Origin of the sequence: Pseudomonas sp. Irchel 3H7 (assembly GCF_900187605.1) — a bacterium.
Lineage (GTDB): Bacteria > Pseudomonadota > Gammaproteobacteria > Pseudomonadales > Pseudomonadaceae > Aquipseudomonas.
Window position 1 is genome coordinate 1 of record NZ_FYEA01000005.1, and the last position, 18,623, is coordinate 18,623.

The 18,623-nt window shown below is 57.8% G+C and carries 19 protein-coding genes; 10 read left to right on the plus strand and 9 right to left on the minus strand.

The window, feature by feature from the left end:
* Positions 1-157 precede the first annotated feature (157 nt).
* Entirely contained in the window at positions 158-1,357 is a 1,200-nt protein-coding gene (tyrS, locus tag CKW38_RS10420; protein WP_007918909.1) for a tyrosine--tRNA ligase, read from the minus strand.
* A 212-nt stretch (positions 1,358-1,569) separates the two neighbouring features.
* Between tyrS and CKW38_RS10425 the strand changes: the two genes are divergently transcribed.
* Positions 1,570-2,988: a peptidoglycan DD-metalloendopeptidase family protein gene (locus CKW38_RS10425; RefSeq protein ID WP_095112694.1), complete on the plus strand. Its 1,419-nt coding sequence runs from the start codon at positions 1,570-1,572 to the stop codon at positions 2,986-2,988.
* 3 nt (positions 2,989-2,991) lie between these two features.
* Positions 2,992-4,083, plus strand: a complete 1,092-nt coding sequence (locus tag CKW38_RS10430) for an anhydro-N-acetylmuramic acid kinase (protein ID WP_095112695.1) — start codon at positions 2,992-2,994, stop codon at positions 4,081-4,083.
* 73 nt (positions 4,084-4,156) lie between these two features.
* Here the strand turns inward: CKW38_RS10430 and erpA are convergent, their stop codons facing one another.
* Together erpA and argC are read right to left on the minus strand one after the other, a co-directional pair.
* Positions 4,157-4,507 carry an iron-sulfur cluster insertion protein ErpA gene (gene erpA / locus CKW38_RS10435; RefSeq protein WP_007918905.1) on the minus strand — a complete coding sequence of 117 codons (351 nt, stop codon included), beginning with the start codon at positions 4,505-4,507 and terminating at the stop codon, positions 4,157-4,159.
* 168 nt (positions 4,508-4,675) lie between these two features.
* A complete protein-coding gene (argC, locus tag CKW38_RS10440; RefSeq protein WP_007918900.1) occupies positions 4,676-5,710 on the minus strand; it encodes an N-acetyl-gamma-glutamyl-phosphate reductase in 1,035 nt (344 codons plus the stop codon).
* 133 nt (positions 5,711-5,843) lie between these two features.
* On the opposite strand from argC, the gene hemJ reads away from it, so the two are divergent.
* The 6 genes from hemJ to coq7 all read left to right on the plus strand — a co-directional run bounded on the left by hemJ (position 5,844) and on the right by coq7 (position 10,421).
* The gene (hemJ, locus tag CKW38_RS10445) at positions 5,844-6,272 is read left to right on the plus strand and encodes a protoporphyrinogen oxidase HemJ (RefSeq protein WP_007918898.1); all 429 of its coding nucleotides are present in this window, start codon (positions 5,844-5,846) and stop codon (positions 6,270-6,272) included.
* Between the two features lie 33 nt (positions 6,273-6,305).
* Positions 6,306-7,274: a nitronate monooxygenase family protein gene (locus tag CKW38_RS10450; RefSeq protein WP_095112696.1), complete on the plus strand. Its 969-nt coding sequence runs from the start codon at positions 6,306-6,308 to the stop codon at positions 7,272-7,274.
* A 78-nt stretch (positions 7,275-7,352) separates the two neighbouring features.
* Positions 7,353-8,303, plus strand: a complete 951-nt coding sequence (locus CKW38_RS10455) for a DUF805 domain-containing protein (protein ID WP_007918894.1) — start codon at positions 7,353-7,355, stop codon at positions 8,301-8,303.
* Between the two features lie 61 nt (positions 8,304-8,364).
* Positions 8,365-9,153: an SDR family oxidoreductase gene (locus CKW38_RS10460; RefSeq protein WP_095112697.1), complete on the plus strand. Its 789-nt coding sequence runs from the start codon at positions 8,365-8,367 to the stop codon at positions 9,151-9,153.
* An 81-nt stretch (positions 9,154-9,234) separates the two neighbouring features.
* On the plus strand, positions 9,235-9,573 hold the full coding sequence (locus CKW38_RS10465) for a histidine triad nucleotide-binding protein (RefSeq protein ID WP_003228789.1): 339 nt from the start codon (positions 9,235-9,237) through the stop codon (positions 9,571-9,573).
* A 200-nt stretch (positions 9,574-9,773) separates the two neighbouring features.
* Complete coding sequence (coq7, locus tag CKW38_RS10470; protein WP_008077993.1) at positions 9,774-10,421, plus strand: 2-polyprenyl-3-methyl-6-methoxy-1,4-benzoquinone monooxygenase; 648 nt, start codon at positions 9,774-9,776, stop codon at positions 10,419-10,421.
* A 110-nt stretch (positions 10,422-10,531) separates the two neighbouring features.
* Here the strand turns inward: coq7 and speD are convergent, their stop codons facing one another.
* Both speD and CKW38_RS10480 read right to left on the minus strand, forming a co-directional pair.
* A complete protein-coding gene (gene speD / locus CKW38_RS10475) occupies positions 10,532-11,326 on the minus strand; it encodes an adenosylmethionine decarboxylase (protein ID WP_007918883.1) in 795 nt (264 codons plus the stop codon).
* 237 nt (positions 11,327-11,563) lie between these two features.
* Entirely contained in the window at positions 11,564-11,986 is a 423-nt protein-coding gene (locus CKW38_RS10480) for an OsmC family protein (RefSeq protein WP_003228794.1), read from the minus strand.
* A gap of 236 nt (positions 11,987-12,222) precedes the next feature.
* Here CKW38_RS10480 and crp point away from each other — a divergent pair, with 236 nt between their 5' ends.
* Positions 12,223-12,867, plus strand: coding sequence for a cAMP-activated global transcriptional regulator CRP (gene crp / locus CKW38_RS10485; protein ID WP_095112698.1), 645 nt, complete (start codon positions 12,223-12,225; stop codon positions 12,865-12,867).
* Between the two features lie 9 nt (positions 12,868-12,876).
* Here crp and CKW38_RS10490 read toward each other — a convergent pair whose 3' ends face one another.
* The 4 genes from CKW38_RS10490 to CKW38_RS10505 form a co-directional block, all read right to left on the minus strand.
* On the minus strand, positions 12,877-13,578 hold the full coding sequence (locus CKW38_RS10490) for a lipoate--protein ligase family protein (protein ID WP_095112699.1): 702 nt from the start codon (positions 13,576-13,578) through the stop codon (positions 12,877-12,879).
* A gap of 135 nt (positions 13,579-13,713) precedes the next feature.
* Entirely contained in the window at positions 13,714-14,550 is an 837-nt protein-coding gene (gene trpC, locus CKW38_RS10495; protein WP_095112700.1) for an indole-3-glycerol phosphate synthase TrpC, read from the minus strand.
* Positions 14,547-15,596, minus strand: a complete 1,050-nt coding sequence (gene trpD / locus CKW38_RS10500; RefSeq protein WP_007918805.1) for an anthranilate phosphoribosyltransferase — start codon at positions 15,594-15,596, stop codon at positions 14,547-14,549. The genes trpC and trpD overlap by 4 nt, the downstream gene beginning before the upstream one ends.
* 9 nt (positions 15,597-15,605) lie before the next feature.
* Positions 15,606-16,199 carry an aminodeoxychorismate/anthranilate synthase component II gene (locus CKW38_RS10505; RefSeq protein ID WP_007918806.1) on the minus strand — a complete coding sequence of 198 codons (594 nt, stop codon included), beginning with the start codon at positions 16,197-16,199 and terminating at the stop codon, positions 15,606-15,608.
* Between the two features lie 408 nt (positions 16,200-16,607).
* Here CKW38_RS10505 and estP point away from each other — a divergent pair, with 408 nt between their 5' ends.
* Entirely contained in the window at positions 16,608-18,515 is a 1,908-nt protein-coding gene (estP, locus tag CKW38_RS10510; protein ID WP_095112701.1) for an esterase EstP, read from the plus strand.
* Positions 18,516-18,623: the final 108 nt, after the last annotated feature.

Below are 18,623 nucleotides of genomic sequence, written 5' to 3' on the forward strand. Positions count from 1 at the left end.
TCTTTTTCAACTTCCTTTCGGCTTCGATGAACTGAAGCAACTCACTGCCGAAACCTACATAACTCATTGAATCTCAAGGAGTTTTCCGTTTCGACTGCGCCGGAAGTGGGGCGAATTATAGACATCTAAAATTCGCCGTCAACACTTATTTTCAGAATCACTCAGATTTCAGAGTGATGCGTGCAAATGCCTTCTTGCCTGCCTGGCAAACGTGGGTCGCGCCCAGTACATATATAAAGGAGCGATCAACCACTTCACCATCAATGCGCACCCCACCAGACGCCAGCAGATCGCGCGCCGCCGCCGAGTTCTTCACCAGGCCTGCCTTATTAAGGACAGCCGCGATCGGCATATCTTCAGTAGAAGCCAGTTCGACCTCCGGCAGATCATCCGGCAACTCACCATCCTTCATACGGTTACCCGCCGCACGATGAGCGTTGGCCGCTGCCTCTTCACCATGGAAGCGCGCAACGATCTCTTCAGCCAGCTTGATTTTGACGTCGCGCGGATTGGCGCCCGCTTCTACATCGGCACGTAACGCATTGATCTCATCCATCGAGCGGAAGCTGAGCAGCTCGAAGTAACGCCACATCAACGCATCCGGAATCGAAACCAGCTTGCTGTACATGACGCCCGGCGCTTCCTGAATGCCGACGTAGTTGCCCAATGACTTGGACATCTTCTTCACGCCATCCAGCCCCTCAAGCAGCGGCATGGTCAGAATGCATTGAGCCTCTTGACCATAACCGCGCTGCAGCTCGCGCCCCATCAGCAAGTTGAACTTCTGATCAGTGCCACCCAACTCCACATCCGCGCGCAGGGCCACCGAGTCGTAACCCTGAACCAGCGGATAGAGAAACTCGTGAATCGCGATTGGCTGGTTAGTCGTGTAGCGCTTGTCGAAGTCATCACGCTCAAGCATGCGCGCGACGGTGTACTGTGAAGTCAGACGAATGAAGTCCGCCGGCCCCATCTGATCCATCCAGGTGGAGTTGAATGCAACTTCAGTTTTCGCCGGATCAAGAATCTTGAACACCTGAGTCTTGTAGGTCTCGGCGTTTTCCAGAACCTGCTCACGAGTCAGCGGAGGACGAGTGGCGCTCTTGCCGCTCGGATCACCGATCATCCCGGTGAAGTCACCTATAAGGAAGATTACCTGATGCCCCAGCTCCTGGAACTGGCGCAGCTTATTAATAAGCACGGTATGACCCAGGTGCAGATCCGGAGCGGTCGGGTCAAAACCAGCCTTGATCCGCAGCGGCTGGCCGCGCTTGAGCTTCTCGATCAGCTCGGACTCGACCAACAGTTCTTCCGCACCACGTTTAATCAGCGCTAGCTGCTCTTCAACCGACTTCATAACAGACCCGCAAGGCTCAGATTCAAAGGGAACCAACCATACAAGATCGCGCACCAATTACAAGTTTTGCCCGGCGCACGGACACCAATCCACAGACGTGCTGTCTGTAGACTTGCTTCAGAGATGATTTGGTTATATTTTATACAGTTATTTCATCTTCATCATGTCATTCATCTTTTCCAATTCATCATTTTTCAAAGTCAAAATTACCTATGACCACAGAACCGTCTAAAGCGCCTCCGCTTTACCCGAAGACCCACCTGCTCGCCGCAAGTGGAATCGCCGCCCTTCTCAGCCTGGCTCTCCTGGTATTTCCTTCCAGTGATGTAGAAGCCAAAAAGACGACCCTGAGCCTTGAACTGGAAAGTCCTGCTGAACAACTGACACAAGATCAAGACGCAGCTGATGCGACTCAAGCCACAAATGAGCCAGTAACTTCGCCGTTTGCTCAAATCGAAAACAGTAACGAAAACACCCCGCAAACCGCCGAAGCAGCACCTGCGCCAGCCGCCGAAAAGCCAAAGTCACCTGGCCACCGTGAAGTCATCGTTGCCAAGGGCGATACGCTGTCGACCCTGTTCGAAAAGGTCGGCCTGCCTGCCGCCTCCGTTCACGAAGTCCTGGCCAGCGACAAGCAAGCCAAACAATTCAGCCAGCTTAAACACGGCCAAAAACTCGAATTCGAATTGAACCCTGAAGGACAGCTGACCAGCTTGCACAGCAAGGTCAGCGACGTCGAAACCATTACCCTGACCAAGAATGACAAGGGTTATGCCTTCAACCGGGTTACCGCAAAACCAACCGTTCGTACCGCTTACGTGCACGGCGTCATCAATAGCTCACTCTCGCAATCAGCGGCCCGTGCCGGCCTCTCGCACAGCCTGACCATGGATATGGCCAGTGTCTTCGGCTACGACGTCGACTTCGCTCAGGACATCCGTCAGGGTGACGAATTCGACGTGATCTACGAGCAGAAAGTGGTCAACGGCAAAGCCGTCGGCACTGGCCCCATCCTGTCCGCACGCTTCACCAACCGCGGCAAGACTTACACCGCCGTGCGTTACACCAACAAGCAAGGCAACAGCAGCTACTACACCGCTGATGGCAACAGCATGCGCAAGGCGTTCATCCGTACGCCGGTGGACTTCGCCCGCATCAGCTCGAAGTTCTCCATGGGCCGCAAGCACCCGATCCTCAACAAGATCCGCGCCCACAAAGGTGTCGACTACGCAGCGCCACGCGGCACGCCGATCAAGGCTGCCGGCGACGGTAAAGTACTGCTGGCCGGCCGCCGTGGCGGTTACGGCAACACCGTGATCATTCAGCACGGCAACACTTACCGTACCCTCTACGGCCACATGCAAGGCTTCGCCAAAGGCGTGAAAACCGGCGGTACCGTCAAGCAAGGCCAAGTGATCGGTTACATCGGCACTACCGGCCTGTCCACCGGCCCGCACTTGCATTACGAATTCCAGGTCAATGGCGTTCACGTCGATCCACTGGGCCAGAAACTGCCAATGGCCGATCCGATCGCCAAAGCCGAACGCGCTCGCTTCCTCGCACAGAGCCAACCGCTCATGGCACGCATGGATCAAGAGAAGGCCACCATGCTGGCTTCGAGCAAGCGTTAAGTCATGGCCCTGTATATCGGCGTAATGTCCGGAACCAGCCTCGACGGTCTGGACATTGCCCTGATCGAACAGTCCTCGGCGATCAACTTGATCGCCACGCACTACATTCCCATGCCTGAATCCCTGCGCGCCGAGCTGCTCGGCTTGTGCGCCAGCGGCCCTGACGAAATCGCCCGCTCGGCGATTGCCCAACAGAACTGGGTGACGCTCGCTGCGCAGGGCATTCACACCCTCCTCGCTCAGCAACAACTCAAACCCCAAGACATTCGAGCGATTGGCAGCCACGGCCAGACCATTCGCCACGAACCGGCGCGCGGCTTCACCGTGCAGATCGGCAACCCGGCCCTGCTGACCGAACTGACCGATATCACTGTCGTCAGCGACTTCCGCAGCCGCGATGTCGCAGCTGGCGGCCAAGGTGCTCCGTTGGTTCCTGCATTCCATGAAGCTTTGTTCAAAGAGCGTACCGGCAATCAGGCCGTCTTGAATGTCGGCGGTTTCAGCAATTTGAGTCTGATAGAGCCGACCAAGCCTGTAGCCGGTTTCGACTGCGGCCCTGGGAATGTGCTGATGGACGCCTGGATTCAGCAGCAGCGTGGTGAAAACTATGATCGTAATGGCGAATGGGCAAAAACCGGTACGGTAGAACCGATGTTGCTGGAAGCACTGCTCAGCGATCCGTTCTTTATTACCAAGGGCCCAAAAAGTACCGGCCGCGAAGTATTCAACCTGCCATGGCTGGAGCAACATCTGTCACGGCTCCCAGCCTTCGCTGCGGAAAACGTGCAGGCCACGTTGCTTGAGCTGACTGCGCTGACCATCGTCGAGTCGCTGCACAGCGCTCAATCCGACACCCAAGAGTTGTTGGTCTGCGGCGGCGGCGCACACAACAGCACACTGATGAAACGCTTGGCCGAACTGCTACCCAACACGACGGTAGCCAGCACCCAGACTCACGGCGTTGATCCGGACTGGGTAGAAGCGATGGCTTTCGCATGGCTGGCCCATTGCTGCCTCGAAGGGATCGCCGCCAACCGCCCAAGCGTCACCGGCGCACGCGGTCTGCGGATACTCGGCGCCATCTATCCAGCCTGATCAACTCGCACACAGCAAAACGCCGCAGAACCGTAAGGCTCTGCGGCGTTTTGTTGTCTGTAACGAAGAGCGATCAGATCGAGAACGAAGACCCGCAACCACAGGTTGTGGTGGCATTCGGGTTCTTGATCACGAAGCGCGAACCTTCCAGACCTTCCTGGTAATCCACTTCAGCACCGGCCAGGTACTGGAAGCTCATCGGATCAACCACCAGACTCACGCCTTCGCGCTCAACGATCGTGTCGTCATCGGCCACGTCTTCATCGAAGGTGAAACCATATTGAAACCCTGAACAACCGCCGCCCGTAACGAATACGCGCAGCTTCAAGCGATCATTCCCCTCTTCATCGACCAGGCTCTTCACCTTGTGCGCAGCACCTTGAGTGAATTGCAAAGCCGTGGGGGTGAAGGATTCGACGCTCATGCTGACTATCTCCCGGCGTTACGCCGCCATAATGCGTGATGACGCGCATTATCCGCTTGTCCTAGAAAATCGGTCAACTATTGTTACGGTATATCAATAAAGCCGACGAGCTGTTCACAATGCAAAAAGGCCCGCTTGACGGGCCTTTTCGCTGTGCGGCTTAAAGTGTTACGGCAGCATACCGGCGTGGGACAGGCCGAAACGCTCGTCCAGCCCGAACAGAATGTTCATGTTCTGCACCGCCTGACCCGACGCGCCTTTGACCAGGTTGTCGATCACCGACAGTACGACCACAAGATCGCCATCCTGCGGACGGTGAACGGCGATACGGCAAACGTTGGCACCACGCACACTACGGGTTTCCGGATGGCTGCCGGCAGGCATTACATCGACGAACGGTTCGTTGGCATAACGCTTTTCGAACAGCGCCTGCAGATCCACCGAGCGATCAACCACGGTCGCGTAGAGCGTCGAGTGAATGCCACGGATCATCGGGGTCAGGTGCGGAACGAAGGTCAGGCCAACGTCCTTACTCGCTGCGCGACGCAGACCTTGGCGAATTTCCGGCAAGTGACGGTGACCCTTTACCGCATAGGCCTTCATGCTTTCCGACGTCTCGGAGTACAACGAGCCTACAGCCGCACCACGACCGGCACCACTGACACCGGATTTGCAGTCGGCGATCAGACGCGAAGTATCGGCCAGTCCAGCTTCAAGCAGCGGTAGGAAACCCAGCTGCGTCGCGGTTGGATAGCAACCTGGCACAGCGATCAGGCGAGCTTTCTTGATCTGCTCGCGATTGACTTCCGGCAGGCCATAAACCGCCTCGTCCAGCAATTCAGGCGCGCCGTGCGGCTGGCCGTACCATTTGGCCCACTCTTCAGCGTCTTGCAGACGGAAGTCTGCCGACAGGTCGATGACCTTGGTGCCCGCCGCCAGCAATTCACCGGCCAATGCGTGAGCCACACCGTGCGGCGTGGCGAAGAACACCACGTCGCAAGCGCCGAGGGTCTTGATGTCCGGCACGCTGAAGGCCAGGCCGTCGTAGTGACCGCGCAGGTTCGGGTACATGTCAGCCACGGCCAGCCCGGCCTCGGATCGGGAAGTGATCACAACCACTTCTGCTTGCGGATGCTGCGCCAACAGACGCAGCAGTTCGACACCGGTGTACCCCGTGCCGCCGACAATACCGACCTTGACCATAACCTGCCCTCAAAGAACCCACTGGAAAGCCGTCGATAATAGGGGCCGCGCACGCCTGCGACAACCGTCAAGGTGACGTGCGGACGCTCAAGCCTCTACTATCCGGCTTACCGTGAATTAGGAATAACTAAAAATGCTCTATCTGTGGGTAAAAGCGTTTCACATTGTCAGCGTCGTTTGCTGGTTTGCCGGGCTGTTCTACTTGCCGCGTCTGTTCGTGTATCACGCGCAAAGCGAAGACACGATCAGCAAAGAGCGCTTCAGTGTCATGGAGCGCAAGCTGTATCGCGGCATCATGGGCCCGGCGATGATCGCCACGCTGATCTTCGGCGGCTGGCTGATCTATCTGAACCCGAGCCTCTTCAGCATGGGCGGCTGGATTCACGCCAAGCTGACCCTTGTCGTCTTGCTGATCGGCTACCACCACATGTGCGGCGCGCAGGTAAAACGTTTTGCCCGTGGCGAGAACACCCGCAGCCATGTCTTTTATCGCTGGTTCAATGAAGTACCGGTTCTGATATTGCTGGCTATCGTAATTCTGGTCGTGGTCAAGCCGTTCTAACTTCAACAACTACAGATCTTTGGGGTATCCATAATGTCGCTGCCCGCTTTGCTCGAACAACGTCTGCGTCTGCCCGTGGTGGCCGCGCCGATGTTTCTGATTTCCAACCCGGAACTGGTACTCGCCTGCTGCCGTAATGGCGTCGTTGGCAGCTTCCCGGCGCTGAACCAGCGTGAAAGTAGCGGGTTCAAGGCCTGGCTGGAACAGATCGAAGCGGGACTGGCGACACTGGAGAGTCCGGCCCCCTATGCAGTGAACCTTATCGTGCACAACAGCAACCCGCGCTTGCAGGCGGACCTGAATATCTGCGTCGAACATAAAGTGCCGATCGTCATCACCAGCCTCGGCGCGGTAAAGGAATTGGTCGATGCGGTACACAGCTACGGCGGTCTGGTCTTCCATGACGTCACCACTCGCCGGCATGCAGAGAAAGCGGCCGAGGCCGGTGTCGACGGCTTGATCGCCGTTGCTGCGGGCGCCGGGGGCCATGCCGGGACCTGGAGCCCATTCGCGCTGATCGCGGAGATCCGCCAGTTCTTCGATAAAACCCTGTTGCTTGCAGGATGTCTTAACCACGGTCATGAGATTCTCGCCGCGCAACTGCTCGGCGCGGATTTGGCCTACTTCGGTACGCGATTTATCGGCACCACCGAAAGTCATGCGCCTGACGCCTACAAGGAGATGCTGCTGACAGCCAAGGCTGCAGACATCATCCATACTCCAGCGGTGTCGGGGGTACCGGCGAGTTTTATGCGCCAGAGTCTGGAGGCGGCCGGCTTCGATATGGCGGCTCTGCAAGGCAAAGGCGAAGTGAATTTTGGTGACAAGCTCAAGCCGATCAGTGATGAAGCCAAAGCCTGGAAAACCGTGTGGTCTGCCGGTCAAGGCGTAGGGCAGATCGATGATCTGCCGAGCGTGGATGATTTGATCGCACGACTGGATGCCGAGTATCGCCAGGCACAGGAACGCGCGGCACAATTGCCGAAACGCTGGCCACGCTAAGAAAAACCAGGCCGGCCCCAATGGACTGGCCTTACACTGCTGACCTTTCAATTCATTCGCGACAAGGATGCCTCGGCCATGAGCGAACCCCGTTACAAGATCGTGTTCGACGGTGCTCTACAGCCCGGTGTCGATATCACCACTGCCAAACTCAATCTGGCGGATCTGTTCAAAAGCGATGTGACCGCGATTGAGCGCCTTTTTAACGGCAGCGTCGTCGCACTCAAGCGCGAACTCTCCCACAGTGATGCTCAAACGTACCTGCAGGCACTGAACAAAACCGGGATTGCTGCGCGAATCGAAACGGAAACAGCCATTGAGCTGAATCTGGCCGATGTCCATGAGCAGGCTCAGGTTGTTGCCGAACCTGACTCGCCTTACGCGGCACCTCGCGCCAACGTCGGTGAAAATCTGCCGGAGTTCGCCACGCTCAAGCCGTTCAGCGTCGAAGGGCGGATCGGACGCCTGCGTTTTCTGGCCTGGACAATGGTGCTGAGTCTGGTGACATTGCCCATTGTCGGCGTGTTCGCCCTGTTGGCTCTGGGGCTGGTCAGCGGTGATTCCACTACCGGCCTGATCATCGGCGGGATCTTCGCGTTTTTCCTGTTTATCGCTTTCCTGATTGTCAGCATTCTGTTCAGCGTTCAGCGTCTGCACGATATCGGCTGGTCGGGCTGGCTCTGGCTATTGAACCTTGTACCCTTTGTGGGCAGCTTCTTCCCGCTGGTGATCATGGTCGTACCGGGCAACACCGGCGCCAATCGCTATGGCCCTCCCCCTCCGGCAAACAGTACCGCAGTAAAAGTGCTGTGCTCCCTGTGGATCGTGTTCTTCGCGCTGATTTTTGCAGGTGGAATGCTGGGCGGGATCTCGGCGATCCAGCAGGAATACGAAAGCAATCTGGAAAGCAGCTACGAAAGTGGCTCGGTGACCACCGATGAAGTCGAAGTAGAAGTCGAATCACCCGTGGATTCCGCCGACGAAGCAGCCGAAGCGGCGCAGGCCCCTGTAGACTCTGCGAAAGAATGAACAGCGCTCCCCGCCGTGACACCCGCGTCGCTGGCGCGGAGCTGTTGCGATGGAGAATTGCATGACCCGTTACGCACTGATCACCGGCGCTTCCAGCGGCATTGGCTTGGCCATGGCCGAAGCGCTGGCCCGGCGCGGCCGCAGCCTGATTCTGGTGGCCCGACAGCGTGATCAGCTGGAAAGCATTGCGTTCGAATTGACCCAGCGTTTTGGCGTCGAGGTGCTGTTCCGCGCCTGCGATCTGGGCGAGCCGCTGCGCTTGTCCGGTTTCTTGCTGGAGCTGGAAGAAGGCGACCGGCAGATCGACTTGCTGGTGAACTGTGCAGGCATTGGCACCTGCGGCCCGTTTCTCGCGCAGGACTGGATGACCGAGCAGGACCTGATCGAAGTGAACATCCTCGCCCTCACCCGCCTGTGCCACGCGATCGGCAACAGCATGGCGCTGCAGGGTGGCGGGCAGATTCTCAACGTTGCTTCGGTGGCCGCGTTCAATCCCGGCCCGTGGATGAGCACTTATTACGCCAGCAAAGCCTATGTTCTGCACTTCTCCGAAGCCTTGCGAGTAGAACTCAAGCAAAGTGCTGTGAAGGTTTCGGTGCTTTGCCCCGGCCCGACGCGCACGGCATTTTTCCGCACGGCGCAACTCAACAGCGACAAAATCAAAGACAGCAAATTGCTGATGAGCCCGGAGGAAGTTGCGCTGTACACCGTGCGCGCCCTCGACAAGAACCGGGCGATCATCATCCCGGGGCGCCGCAACCGCTGGTTCGCCTTTTTGCCGCGACTCGGTTCGCGCTGGCTCAATCGCACCATTGTCGGCATGGTCAACAAGGCTTACTGCCCGCGCTGAAATGCCCTACAGGTAAAACACTGGGCGGGATAAGCCGCCCTGCGTACACTCAGACCAGCCCAAACAACGGAGAAAACAGCAGTGGATACTCTGTTCACCAAGATCATCAACCGGGAGATCCCGGCCAAGATCATTTACGAAGACGACCAGGTTCTGGCGTTTCACGACATCGCCCCTCAGGCACCGGTGCATTTCCTGGTGATCCCGAAGAAACCGGTGCGCACCCTCAATGACCTGACCGAAGACGACAAGGCACTGGCCGGGCATATTCTGTTCACTGCACAGCGTCTGGCGCTGGAGCTGGGTTGCGAAGAAGGTTTCCGCGTGGTGATGAACTGCAACGAGAAGGGTGGCCAGACGGTCTACCACATTCATATGCACGTCCTCGGTCAGCGTCAGATGAACTGGCCACCGGGCTAATATCCAGCAAACCTGTGTAGGAGCTGCCGAAGGCTGCGATCTTTTGATCTTCGAGTATCAAAAACAAGATCAAAAGATCGCAGCCTTCGGCGGCTCCTACATAAAGCAAAAAGCACATCCAGTGTGACTGATGACCCAGCGCAAACCTTCCCCGGCCGATTCGGTTAAACTGGCCGTCGAGATTCTTCCCGGAGGTCAGCATGACTACCCAACGTCACTACTCGCCAATTGACCGTCTTCTGCTGCAAGCCGATGCTGCGATGCGAACCCTGCTGCCCTTCAGCGGCCAGCCGTACCGTCCGTCGCCCGCGATTCTGCAGCCGGATACGCAGATGAGCGATGAAGACACCCGCCACGTCGCCGGCCTGATGCGTATTAATCACACCGGTGAAGTCTGCGCCCAGGCGCTGTATCAGGGGCAGGCGCTGACCGCCAAGCTGCCACAGGTGCGCGAGGCCATGGAGCACGCCGCCGAAGAAGAAATTGATCATCTGGTCTGGTGCGAACAGCGTATTCATCAGTTGGGCAGCCATACCAGTGTGCTCAATCCGTTGTTTTACGGGATGTCGTTCGGGATTGGTGCGGTGGCCGGGTTGATCAGCGACAAGGTCAGCCTCGGTTTTGTTGCGGCGACCGAACATCAGGTGTGCAAGCACTTGAATGAACACCTGGAGCAATTGCCGGCAGAGGACGAGAAGTCCCGGGCGATTCTGGAACAGATGCGCATTGATGAAGAACATCATGCCGAAAGTGCTTTGGAGGCTGGAGGTTTCCGTTTTCCGGCGCCGGTGAAATTCGGGATGAGTATTCTGGCCAAGGTGATGACCAAGAGTACTTATCGGATCTGAGAACGGTATTGCTGCAGAGGGCCCCTTCGCGAGCAGGCTCGCTCCCACAGGGGTTCGTGCCAGGAATGAAAAAGGCGACCGAAAGGTCGCCTTTTTTGTGCCCGGGAATCTTAGGTCGGCATGTTGCGCGCGTAGAAGATTTCGAGCATTTCGTGTTTCACCCGGTCGGTCACCTGAGCGCGTTGCTCCGCAGACAGGTTGCTGGTGGCGTCGCCAAACAGGTAGTTATCCAGTTCGAAGTTCTTCAGCAGCATTTTGGTGTGGAACAGGTTTTCCTGGTACACGTTCACGTCGGTCATCTGGTACGCGTCGCGAGTGTCTTCGGACAAGTAGTTCTGGATCGAATTGATCTCGTGGTCGATGAAGTGCTTGTTGCCTTCAACGTCACGGGTGAAGCCGCGCACACGGTAATCCACAGTCACGATGTCCGAATCGAACTGGTGAATGAGGAAATTGAGCGCTTTCAGCGGTGAAATGACACCACAAGTCGACACATCGATGTCCACACGGAAAGTTGCAATACCGTCGTCCGGATGGATTTCCGGGTAGGTGTGCACCGTGATATGACTCTTGTCGAGGTGGGCCAGGATAATTTCGGGCAACGGGCCCGGCGATTCTTCGATCTGGCTTTCAGTCGGGGTTACCGGCTCTTCAGAAATCAGAATCGTGACGCTGGCGCCCTGAGGTTCATAGTCCTGACTGGCAATATTCAGGATGTTGGCACCAATGATCTCGACAACTTCTGTGAGAATCTGCGTCAGGCGTTTCGCGTTGTACTCTTGATTGATGTACTCAACGTAAGCCTGCTGGTCTTGCGGGGTTTCCGCGTAGCAGATGTCATAGATGTTGAAGCTCAAGGTCTTTGTCAGGTTATTGAACCCGTGGAGCTTGAGTTTGCTTTTCACCGTTAAAAACTCTCTATGTATGCGGCCCGGCCGCGTGATCAAGCATGCCCGTCAAGTGCGAACAACGCACCTGCGTAGGACGGTTAACACCTCTTCGCGATGGCGATTTTGGTTATCTGTTCAGGCGGCTGATCCGTCGGCTGACCGATCACTGCCCTGAAAAAAGTGGCGCATTATGCAGACGTCAGCGAGGGATCGCCAGAGTCTGCACTGCTTTTATGATAGTTGAATGTCGGTTCAACCGAGTTCGACGATTTCGTAATCGTGAGTGATTGCCACGCCAGCGGCGCCGAGCATGATCGAGGCCGAGCAATACTTCTCGGCGGACAGCTCGATCGCGCGTTTGACCTGGGCTTCTTTCAGACCACGACCCTTGACCACGAAATGCATGTGGATCTTGGTGAACACCTTCGGATCTTCGGTCGCGCGCTCTGCTTCGAGAAAGGCTTCGCAGCTTTCAACAGCCTGGCGGGACTTCTTCAGAATGCTGACCACGTCGAAGTTACTGCAACCGCCCACGCCCAGCAGGAGCATTTCCATCGGGCGAACACCCAGATTACGACCACCGGCGTCCGGCGGACCGTCCATCACCACGACATGACCGCTACCGGATTCGCCGAGGAACATGGCTTCGCCAGCCCATTGGATGCGTGCCTTCATCGCCCAGACTCCACTGTAAAAAAAGGGTCGCCAGCTTAGCACAGGGCTTTGCCCGGACAGCGAGCCACGTTCCTAGGACAGATGCTTCTGCCCTGTAGGTAATTTCTCGAATTTGCGACGAAGTGTCTGTTAAGCTGGCGCCAATTCGCTGGCGCCCATGCCGGCTGTGTAGCGACCGCCTTCAGCGCCTCATAAAAAAATCAAACATCACCGTGCAGTCTTTTCGGGATACAACCATGGTTGCTATTACCCCCACACCCAAAATCAAGAACCTCGACAAGCTGTTGATGCATTGTCAGCGCCGTCGCCATGCGGCCAAAAGCAATATCATCTGTGCGGGCGATCGCTCGGACACGCTGTACTTCATCATCAAGGGCTCGGTGACAATCCTGATCGAGGATGACGACGGCCGCGAGATGATCATCGCTTACCTTAATGCCGGGGATTTCTTTGGCGAATTGGGCCTGTTCGAGCAGGCGGGACAGGAACAGGAACGCAGCGCCTGGGTGCGGGCCAAGGTTGAATGCGAAACTGCAGAAATCAGCTACGCCAAGTTCCGCGAATTGTCGCAGCAAGACCCGGACATTCTTTACGCGCTTAGCGGACAAATCGCACAACGCCTGCGCAACACCACGCGCAAGGTTGGCGACTTGGCGTTCTTCGACGTGACCGGTCGTGTAGCCCGCTGCCTATTGGAGTTGTGCAAGCAGCCGGACGCGATGACGCACCCGGACGGCATGCAGATCAAGGTGACCCGTCAGGAAATCGGCCGGATTGTCGGTTGTTCGCGGGAGATGGTCGGTCGCGTGCTCAAGGATCTTGAGGAACGCAACCTGGTCGATGTGAAAGGCAAGACCATGGTGGTCTACGGTACGCGGTAAGCCCGAATATCAGGCGCTGTAGATCTGCGCCAGCATCAGACGAAACAACTCATCGAGACGCGCCAAGGCCTGTGGCGCGTTGAATTTCTCATGCAGGGCAATGTGGCTTCCAGCCCGCACCCGTTGCTCCAGGCCGCATGCTTCGTTGAAGCGATTGACCGCCGCAACCATCGACTCGCGCTCGTTATCCATCAGCATCGCACCGTGTACCAGACCGACCGGACGCTGTCCGCCCTGGCTTTGGCGCCAGCGCTGGGCCGTGCCGACCATTTTGCGGCCATCGAGGTTGACGTTGAAGCGACCGTCGCAGAATGCGCCATCGATTTCGCCCAATGATGATGCGCCACCCAACTCGTCGAGCAACTGGCAGATCGGATCGCAGAGACGGTGGTAGCCGGTTTCGATGCGGTTCAGATCGCCTTCGCTGCGCGGTGGCGCATAGACGAGTGCGATATTGATTGTGGCGGCCGATTGCGGGACGGGCTCGCCGCCAGTTTCGCGCAAGAGCACCGGCCAGCCAGCGGCGGCAGAGACGTCGCAGGCACGGTCGAAACCGGGAAGACGATTGAGGCGGCGCGGCATGACCAGGGCGCGATCGCTGGGTTGCCAGAACAGCAGGCCGAACTCTGAGTCGCCGGCGCAGACCGAGGCCAGCAAATCCTGTTCGGCTTGCAGGCCGGCTTCGATGGTCAGGGGGGTTGGCAGCGACATGGAAGGCTCCGGCAGATCTGGAATCTTTGGGGATTTCTAGTACCTCATCGCGAGCAGGCTCACTCCTACAATTGGAACGCGTTCCCCTGTAGGAGTGAGCCTGCTCGCGATGGCGTCGACTCGGTCTGGAGCGAATCAGTCGAGGGTCGAACCGCTGATGGAAGTGCCACGCTCCGGGAAGAACAGTCGCTGCAGTTCAGTGCCCGGATTTTCCGCGCGCATGAACGCTTCACCGACGAGGAACGAATAGACGTCGCTGATTTCCATCAATTCGACATCGGCGCGATTGAGAATACCGCTCTCGGTAATGACCAGACGATCGCGCGGAATGCGCGGCAGCAGGTCGAGGGTGGTTTCCAGGCTGACGTCGAAGGTGTGCAGATTGCGGTTGTTGACCCCGACCAGTGGTGTGTCGAGGGTTTTCAACGCGCGCTCCAGCTCATCGCCATCGTGTACTTCGACCAGCACATCGAGACCGACGCTTTTGGCGACGGCGGCCAGCTCGGCCATTTTCACGTCATCCAGTGCGGAGACGATCAACAGCACACAGTCGGCGCCCAGCGCACGGGCTTCAACGATCTGGTAAGGATCAATCATGAAGTCCTTGCGGATCACCGGCAGGCTGCACGCGGCACGAGCCTGTTGCAGGTACGCATCGGCGCCCTGGAAGTAATCGATATCGGTCAGTACGGAAAGACAGGTCGCCCCACCCTTCTCGTAGCTTTTGGCGATGTCGGCCGGAACGAAGTTCTCGCGAATCACGCCTTTGCTCGGCGAGGCCTTTTTGATTTCGGCAATCACCGCAGGCTGCTTCTTCTTCGCCTGCGCCAGCAATGCCTGGGCGAAACCACGGGGTGCATCGGCCGCCTTGGCCAGACTTTCCAGCTCGCTCAGGCTGACGCGAGCGCTACGCTCGGCGACTTCCTGGACTTTACGCGCCAGAATGTTTTCCAGAACCGTCGGTACACTCATCCCTCATTCTCCACTCTGAATACCGCGGTAAAGGCACCCAGCTCCTCAAGTTTTTCCCGAGCGAGACCGGTGTGCAAGGCGTCGTGCGCAAGCTCGACGCCCTGTTTCAAACTACTCGCCACGTCGGCGGCGTACAGCGCGGCACCGGCGTTGAGCACAATCATTTCGGCGGCTTTCTGACCGTTTTCGGTCTTGCGCTTGCCGAGAGCATCGCGGATCAGTGCCAGCGAAGCCTCCGGGCCTTCGACCGACAGACCGTGCAGGCTCTGGCTCTTCATGCCGAGATCTTCTGGCTCGACCCAATACTCGGTGATTTCGTTGTTCTTCAGTTCCGCCACAAAGGTTGGTGCGGCGAGACTGAACTCGTCCAGGCCGTCCTTCGAATGCACCACCAGCACATGCTTGCTGCCCAAGCGTTGCAAGACTTCGGCCAATGGCCGGCACAGTGCCTGGGTGAACACGCCCACCACCTGATGTTTCACCCCGGCCGGATTCGTAAGCGGGCCGAGCATGTTGAACAGCGTACGCAGGCCGAGATCGCGGCGCGGGCCGGCGGCGTACTTCATGGCTTTGTGATGGGTCTGGGCGAACATGAAACCGATACCGACGTTGTCGATGCAACGCGCTACCTGAACCGGCGTCAGGTTCAGATAGATGCCGGCAGCTTCCAGCAAGTCGGCGCTGCCACTCTTGCCCGAGACTGCGCGGTTGCCGTGCTTGGCGACAGTGCAACCGGCAGCGGCAACAACAAACGAAGAAGCCGTCGACACGTTGAAGATATTGGCACCGTCACCGCCGGTACCGACCACATCGACCACGCCGTCGAGGGTCTTCAGTTCAACCTGATCGGCCAGCTCACGCATCACCGACACCGCGCCAACGATCTCGTCGATGCTCTCGCTCTTCATGCGCATGGCCATCATGAACGCGCCTATCTGCGCGTCAGTGCATTGGCCGGTCATGATTTCGCGCATCACATCGCGCATCTCATCGGTGCTGAGGTCGAGGTGATCGACGATACGGCTCAGGGCTGTCTTGATATTCATGGGAAGTCCTTAGCGCGTGCCGCCGGTTTGTTTGAGGAAGTTGGCAAACAGTTCATGACCCTGCTCGGTCAGGATCGACTCGGGGTGGAACTGTACGCCCTCAATGTTCAGGGTCTTGTGACGCAGGCCCATGATTTCGTCGACCGAACCGTCATCGTGCTGGGTCCATGCGGTCAGTTCCAGGCAATCGGGCAACGTGTCGTGCTTGACGATCAGCGAGTGGTAACGGGTGACCGTCAGCGGATGGTTCAGGCCAGCGAAAACGCCCTTGTCCTCGTGGAATACCGGACTAGTCTTACCGTGCATTACCTGACGCGCGCGCACTACATCGCCGCCAAAAGCCTGGCCGATGGACTGGTGACCCAGGCAGACGCCGAGGATTGGCAGTTTGCCGGCAAAGTGCTTGATGGCTTCGATGGAGATACCGGCCTCGGTCGGCGTGCACGGGCCTGGGGACACCACGATGCGCTCAGGCTTGAGTGCTTCGATTTCGGCGACGGTCAATTCGTCGTTGCGCACGACTTTGACGTCGGCACCCAATTCGCCAAGGTATTGCACAACGTTGTAAGTAAAGGAGTCGTAGTTGTCGATCATCAGCAACATGGCGTTTCGAACCTCTTGAATTCTGATTTGAAAACAGCCTTCAGATCACTTGCCCGCAGGGCGCTGCACGATGTCGGACGCAGATAGACGCGTCGGCACAGCGGCATTTCAAACAGGCAAGGAAGGCAAAGCGATACAGATCCGGCGGGGCCGGCAGAAAAGATTCAGGCGCGCCAACGCCAGCGGGCGTGTGCCTTGATGACTTGATCCAGAAGTTTGCTGGTGATCAACACGGGGAAGGTCTCGTTCATACGTTCCGGCACAGTAACTTAGCTGGGCGGGGCGTGCAATATGGCCGGGGCTTTGGGGAATAAATCCAGGGGAGGATTCGCGACCGATGGCAAAACGCCGGGAGTTTTTGGTACTGTCGTTTCGTTCACCTACAACAATAAATAAACGGACTTGCTCATGATCAAACAGACGTTGTTTGTACCGCTGGCCGGCTGCCTGCTCGCACTGGCCTGCGCCCAGGCCAACGCAGCGCCCAATCCTTATTCCAGTTTCATTGTGTTTGGCGACAGCCTCAATGATGCCGGCACCTTCACCGACACTGGCGGACCGGCCGGCTCCACCGAGCGTTACACCAACCGGACCGGGCCGGTGTATCAGGATGGCAGCGGGGAACTGTATTCATTGAACTCCACGCAGTTGCTCGGCGGACGCCTTGGCTTTTCGCCAGACCAGACAGCCTCTTCCAGCTCCGCCGTGCGCGCCGAAAACGGCCAGCCGGACGGCAACAACTGGGCGGTTGGCGGTTATCGCACCGACCAGATCCTCGACTCGATCACGACGCAATCCGCCACCGGTGAACGCACCCGTGCCGGTTACCTGCCCTCAAACGGCTTCCGCGCCGACCCGAATGCGCTGTATTACATTTCCGGCGGCGGTAACGACTTCCTGCAAGGACGAATTCTCAGCCTGCCGCAAGCCAACGCCGCCGCCGATCGGCTGGCCGACAGCGTGCAAACCCTGCAAACCGCCGGTGCCAAATACGTGATGGTCTGGCTGTTGCCTGATGTTGGCCTGACGCCAGCGATCAACGGTACGCCACTGCAAACCTTCAGCAGTCAACTCGCCACCCAGTTCAACAGTCAGTTGGTCACACGCCTGCAAGGCATCAACGCCGAAATCATTCCGCTGAACATTCCGGTACTGCTCTCGGAAGTGTTCGCCGATCCTGGGCGCTTTGGCCTCGCGACCGATCAGAACCTGACCGCGACCTGCTTCAGCGGCAATAGCTGCACCGAGAACGCCCGTTACGGGATCAACAGCGCGACACCCGATCCGAGCAAGCTGATCTACAACGACGGCGTGCATCCAACCGAGGCCGGACAAAAACTGATCTCCGATTACGCCTACTCCCTGCTCGCCGCGCCGTGGGAACTGACGCTGCTACCAGAAATGGCCCACGCCACAGTGCGCGCGCATCAGGATGAACTGCGCAACCAATGGCAGGCGGATTGGGAGAATTGGCAAGCGGTCGGTCAATGGCGCGCCATTGTCTCGGCGGGCGGCCAGCATCTGGATGTCGACAGCCAAAGCAGCGGCGCCAGCGCTGATGGCAGCGGATACAACCTCAACGTCGGTGGCAGCTATCGCTTGAGTGAAGCCTGGCGCGTCGGTGTGGCGGGCGGTTTCTACCGGCAGAATCTGGAGGCCGGTCATAACGATTCGGACTACAAACTCAACAGCTACATGGCCACGGCATTTGCCCAGTACCAGCAAAACCGCTGGTGGGCTGACGCGGCGTTGACCGGTGGCAAACTCGACTACGACAACCTCAAGCGCAAGTTTGATCTGGGCGCCAGCGAAGGTGCGGAGAAAGGCGACACTGACGGCAGCCTCTGGGCCTTCAGCGCGCGTGTCGGTTACGACATTGCCCAGCCGGGCAGCGAGTGGCACCTGTCGCCATTCGTCAGCGCCGATTACGCCAGCGTTGATGTCGATGGCTACTCCGAGAAGAGCAATCGCGCCACGGCGCTGACCTTCGATGATCAGGCCCGCGACTCGAAACGCCTGGGGCTGGGCTTGCAGGGCAAGTACAACATTACTCCGCAAACCCAGGTGTTCGGCGAATACGCCCACGAGCGTGAATACGAAGATGACGTACAAAAGGTCAACATCGCGCTCAATACCTTGCCGGCCAACGACTTCACACTTGAGGGCTATACGCCGCAAAGTCATTTGAACCGCTTGAGTCTGGGTGTGAGCCACAAACTCACGGCGGATCTGGCGCTGCGTGGCGGTTATTCGTTGCGCAAGGATGATGATTTTACCCAGCAGGGCGTTAACGTCGGGGTAGTGCTGGACTTTTAAACCCCTGGCACAAAAAAAGCGGCGCCCTCGCAGGCGCCGCTTTTTTATTGCCAGACACAAAGCAAATGTAGGAGTGAGCCTGCTCGCGATTGCGGATTAACATTCAAC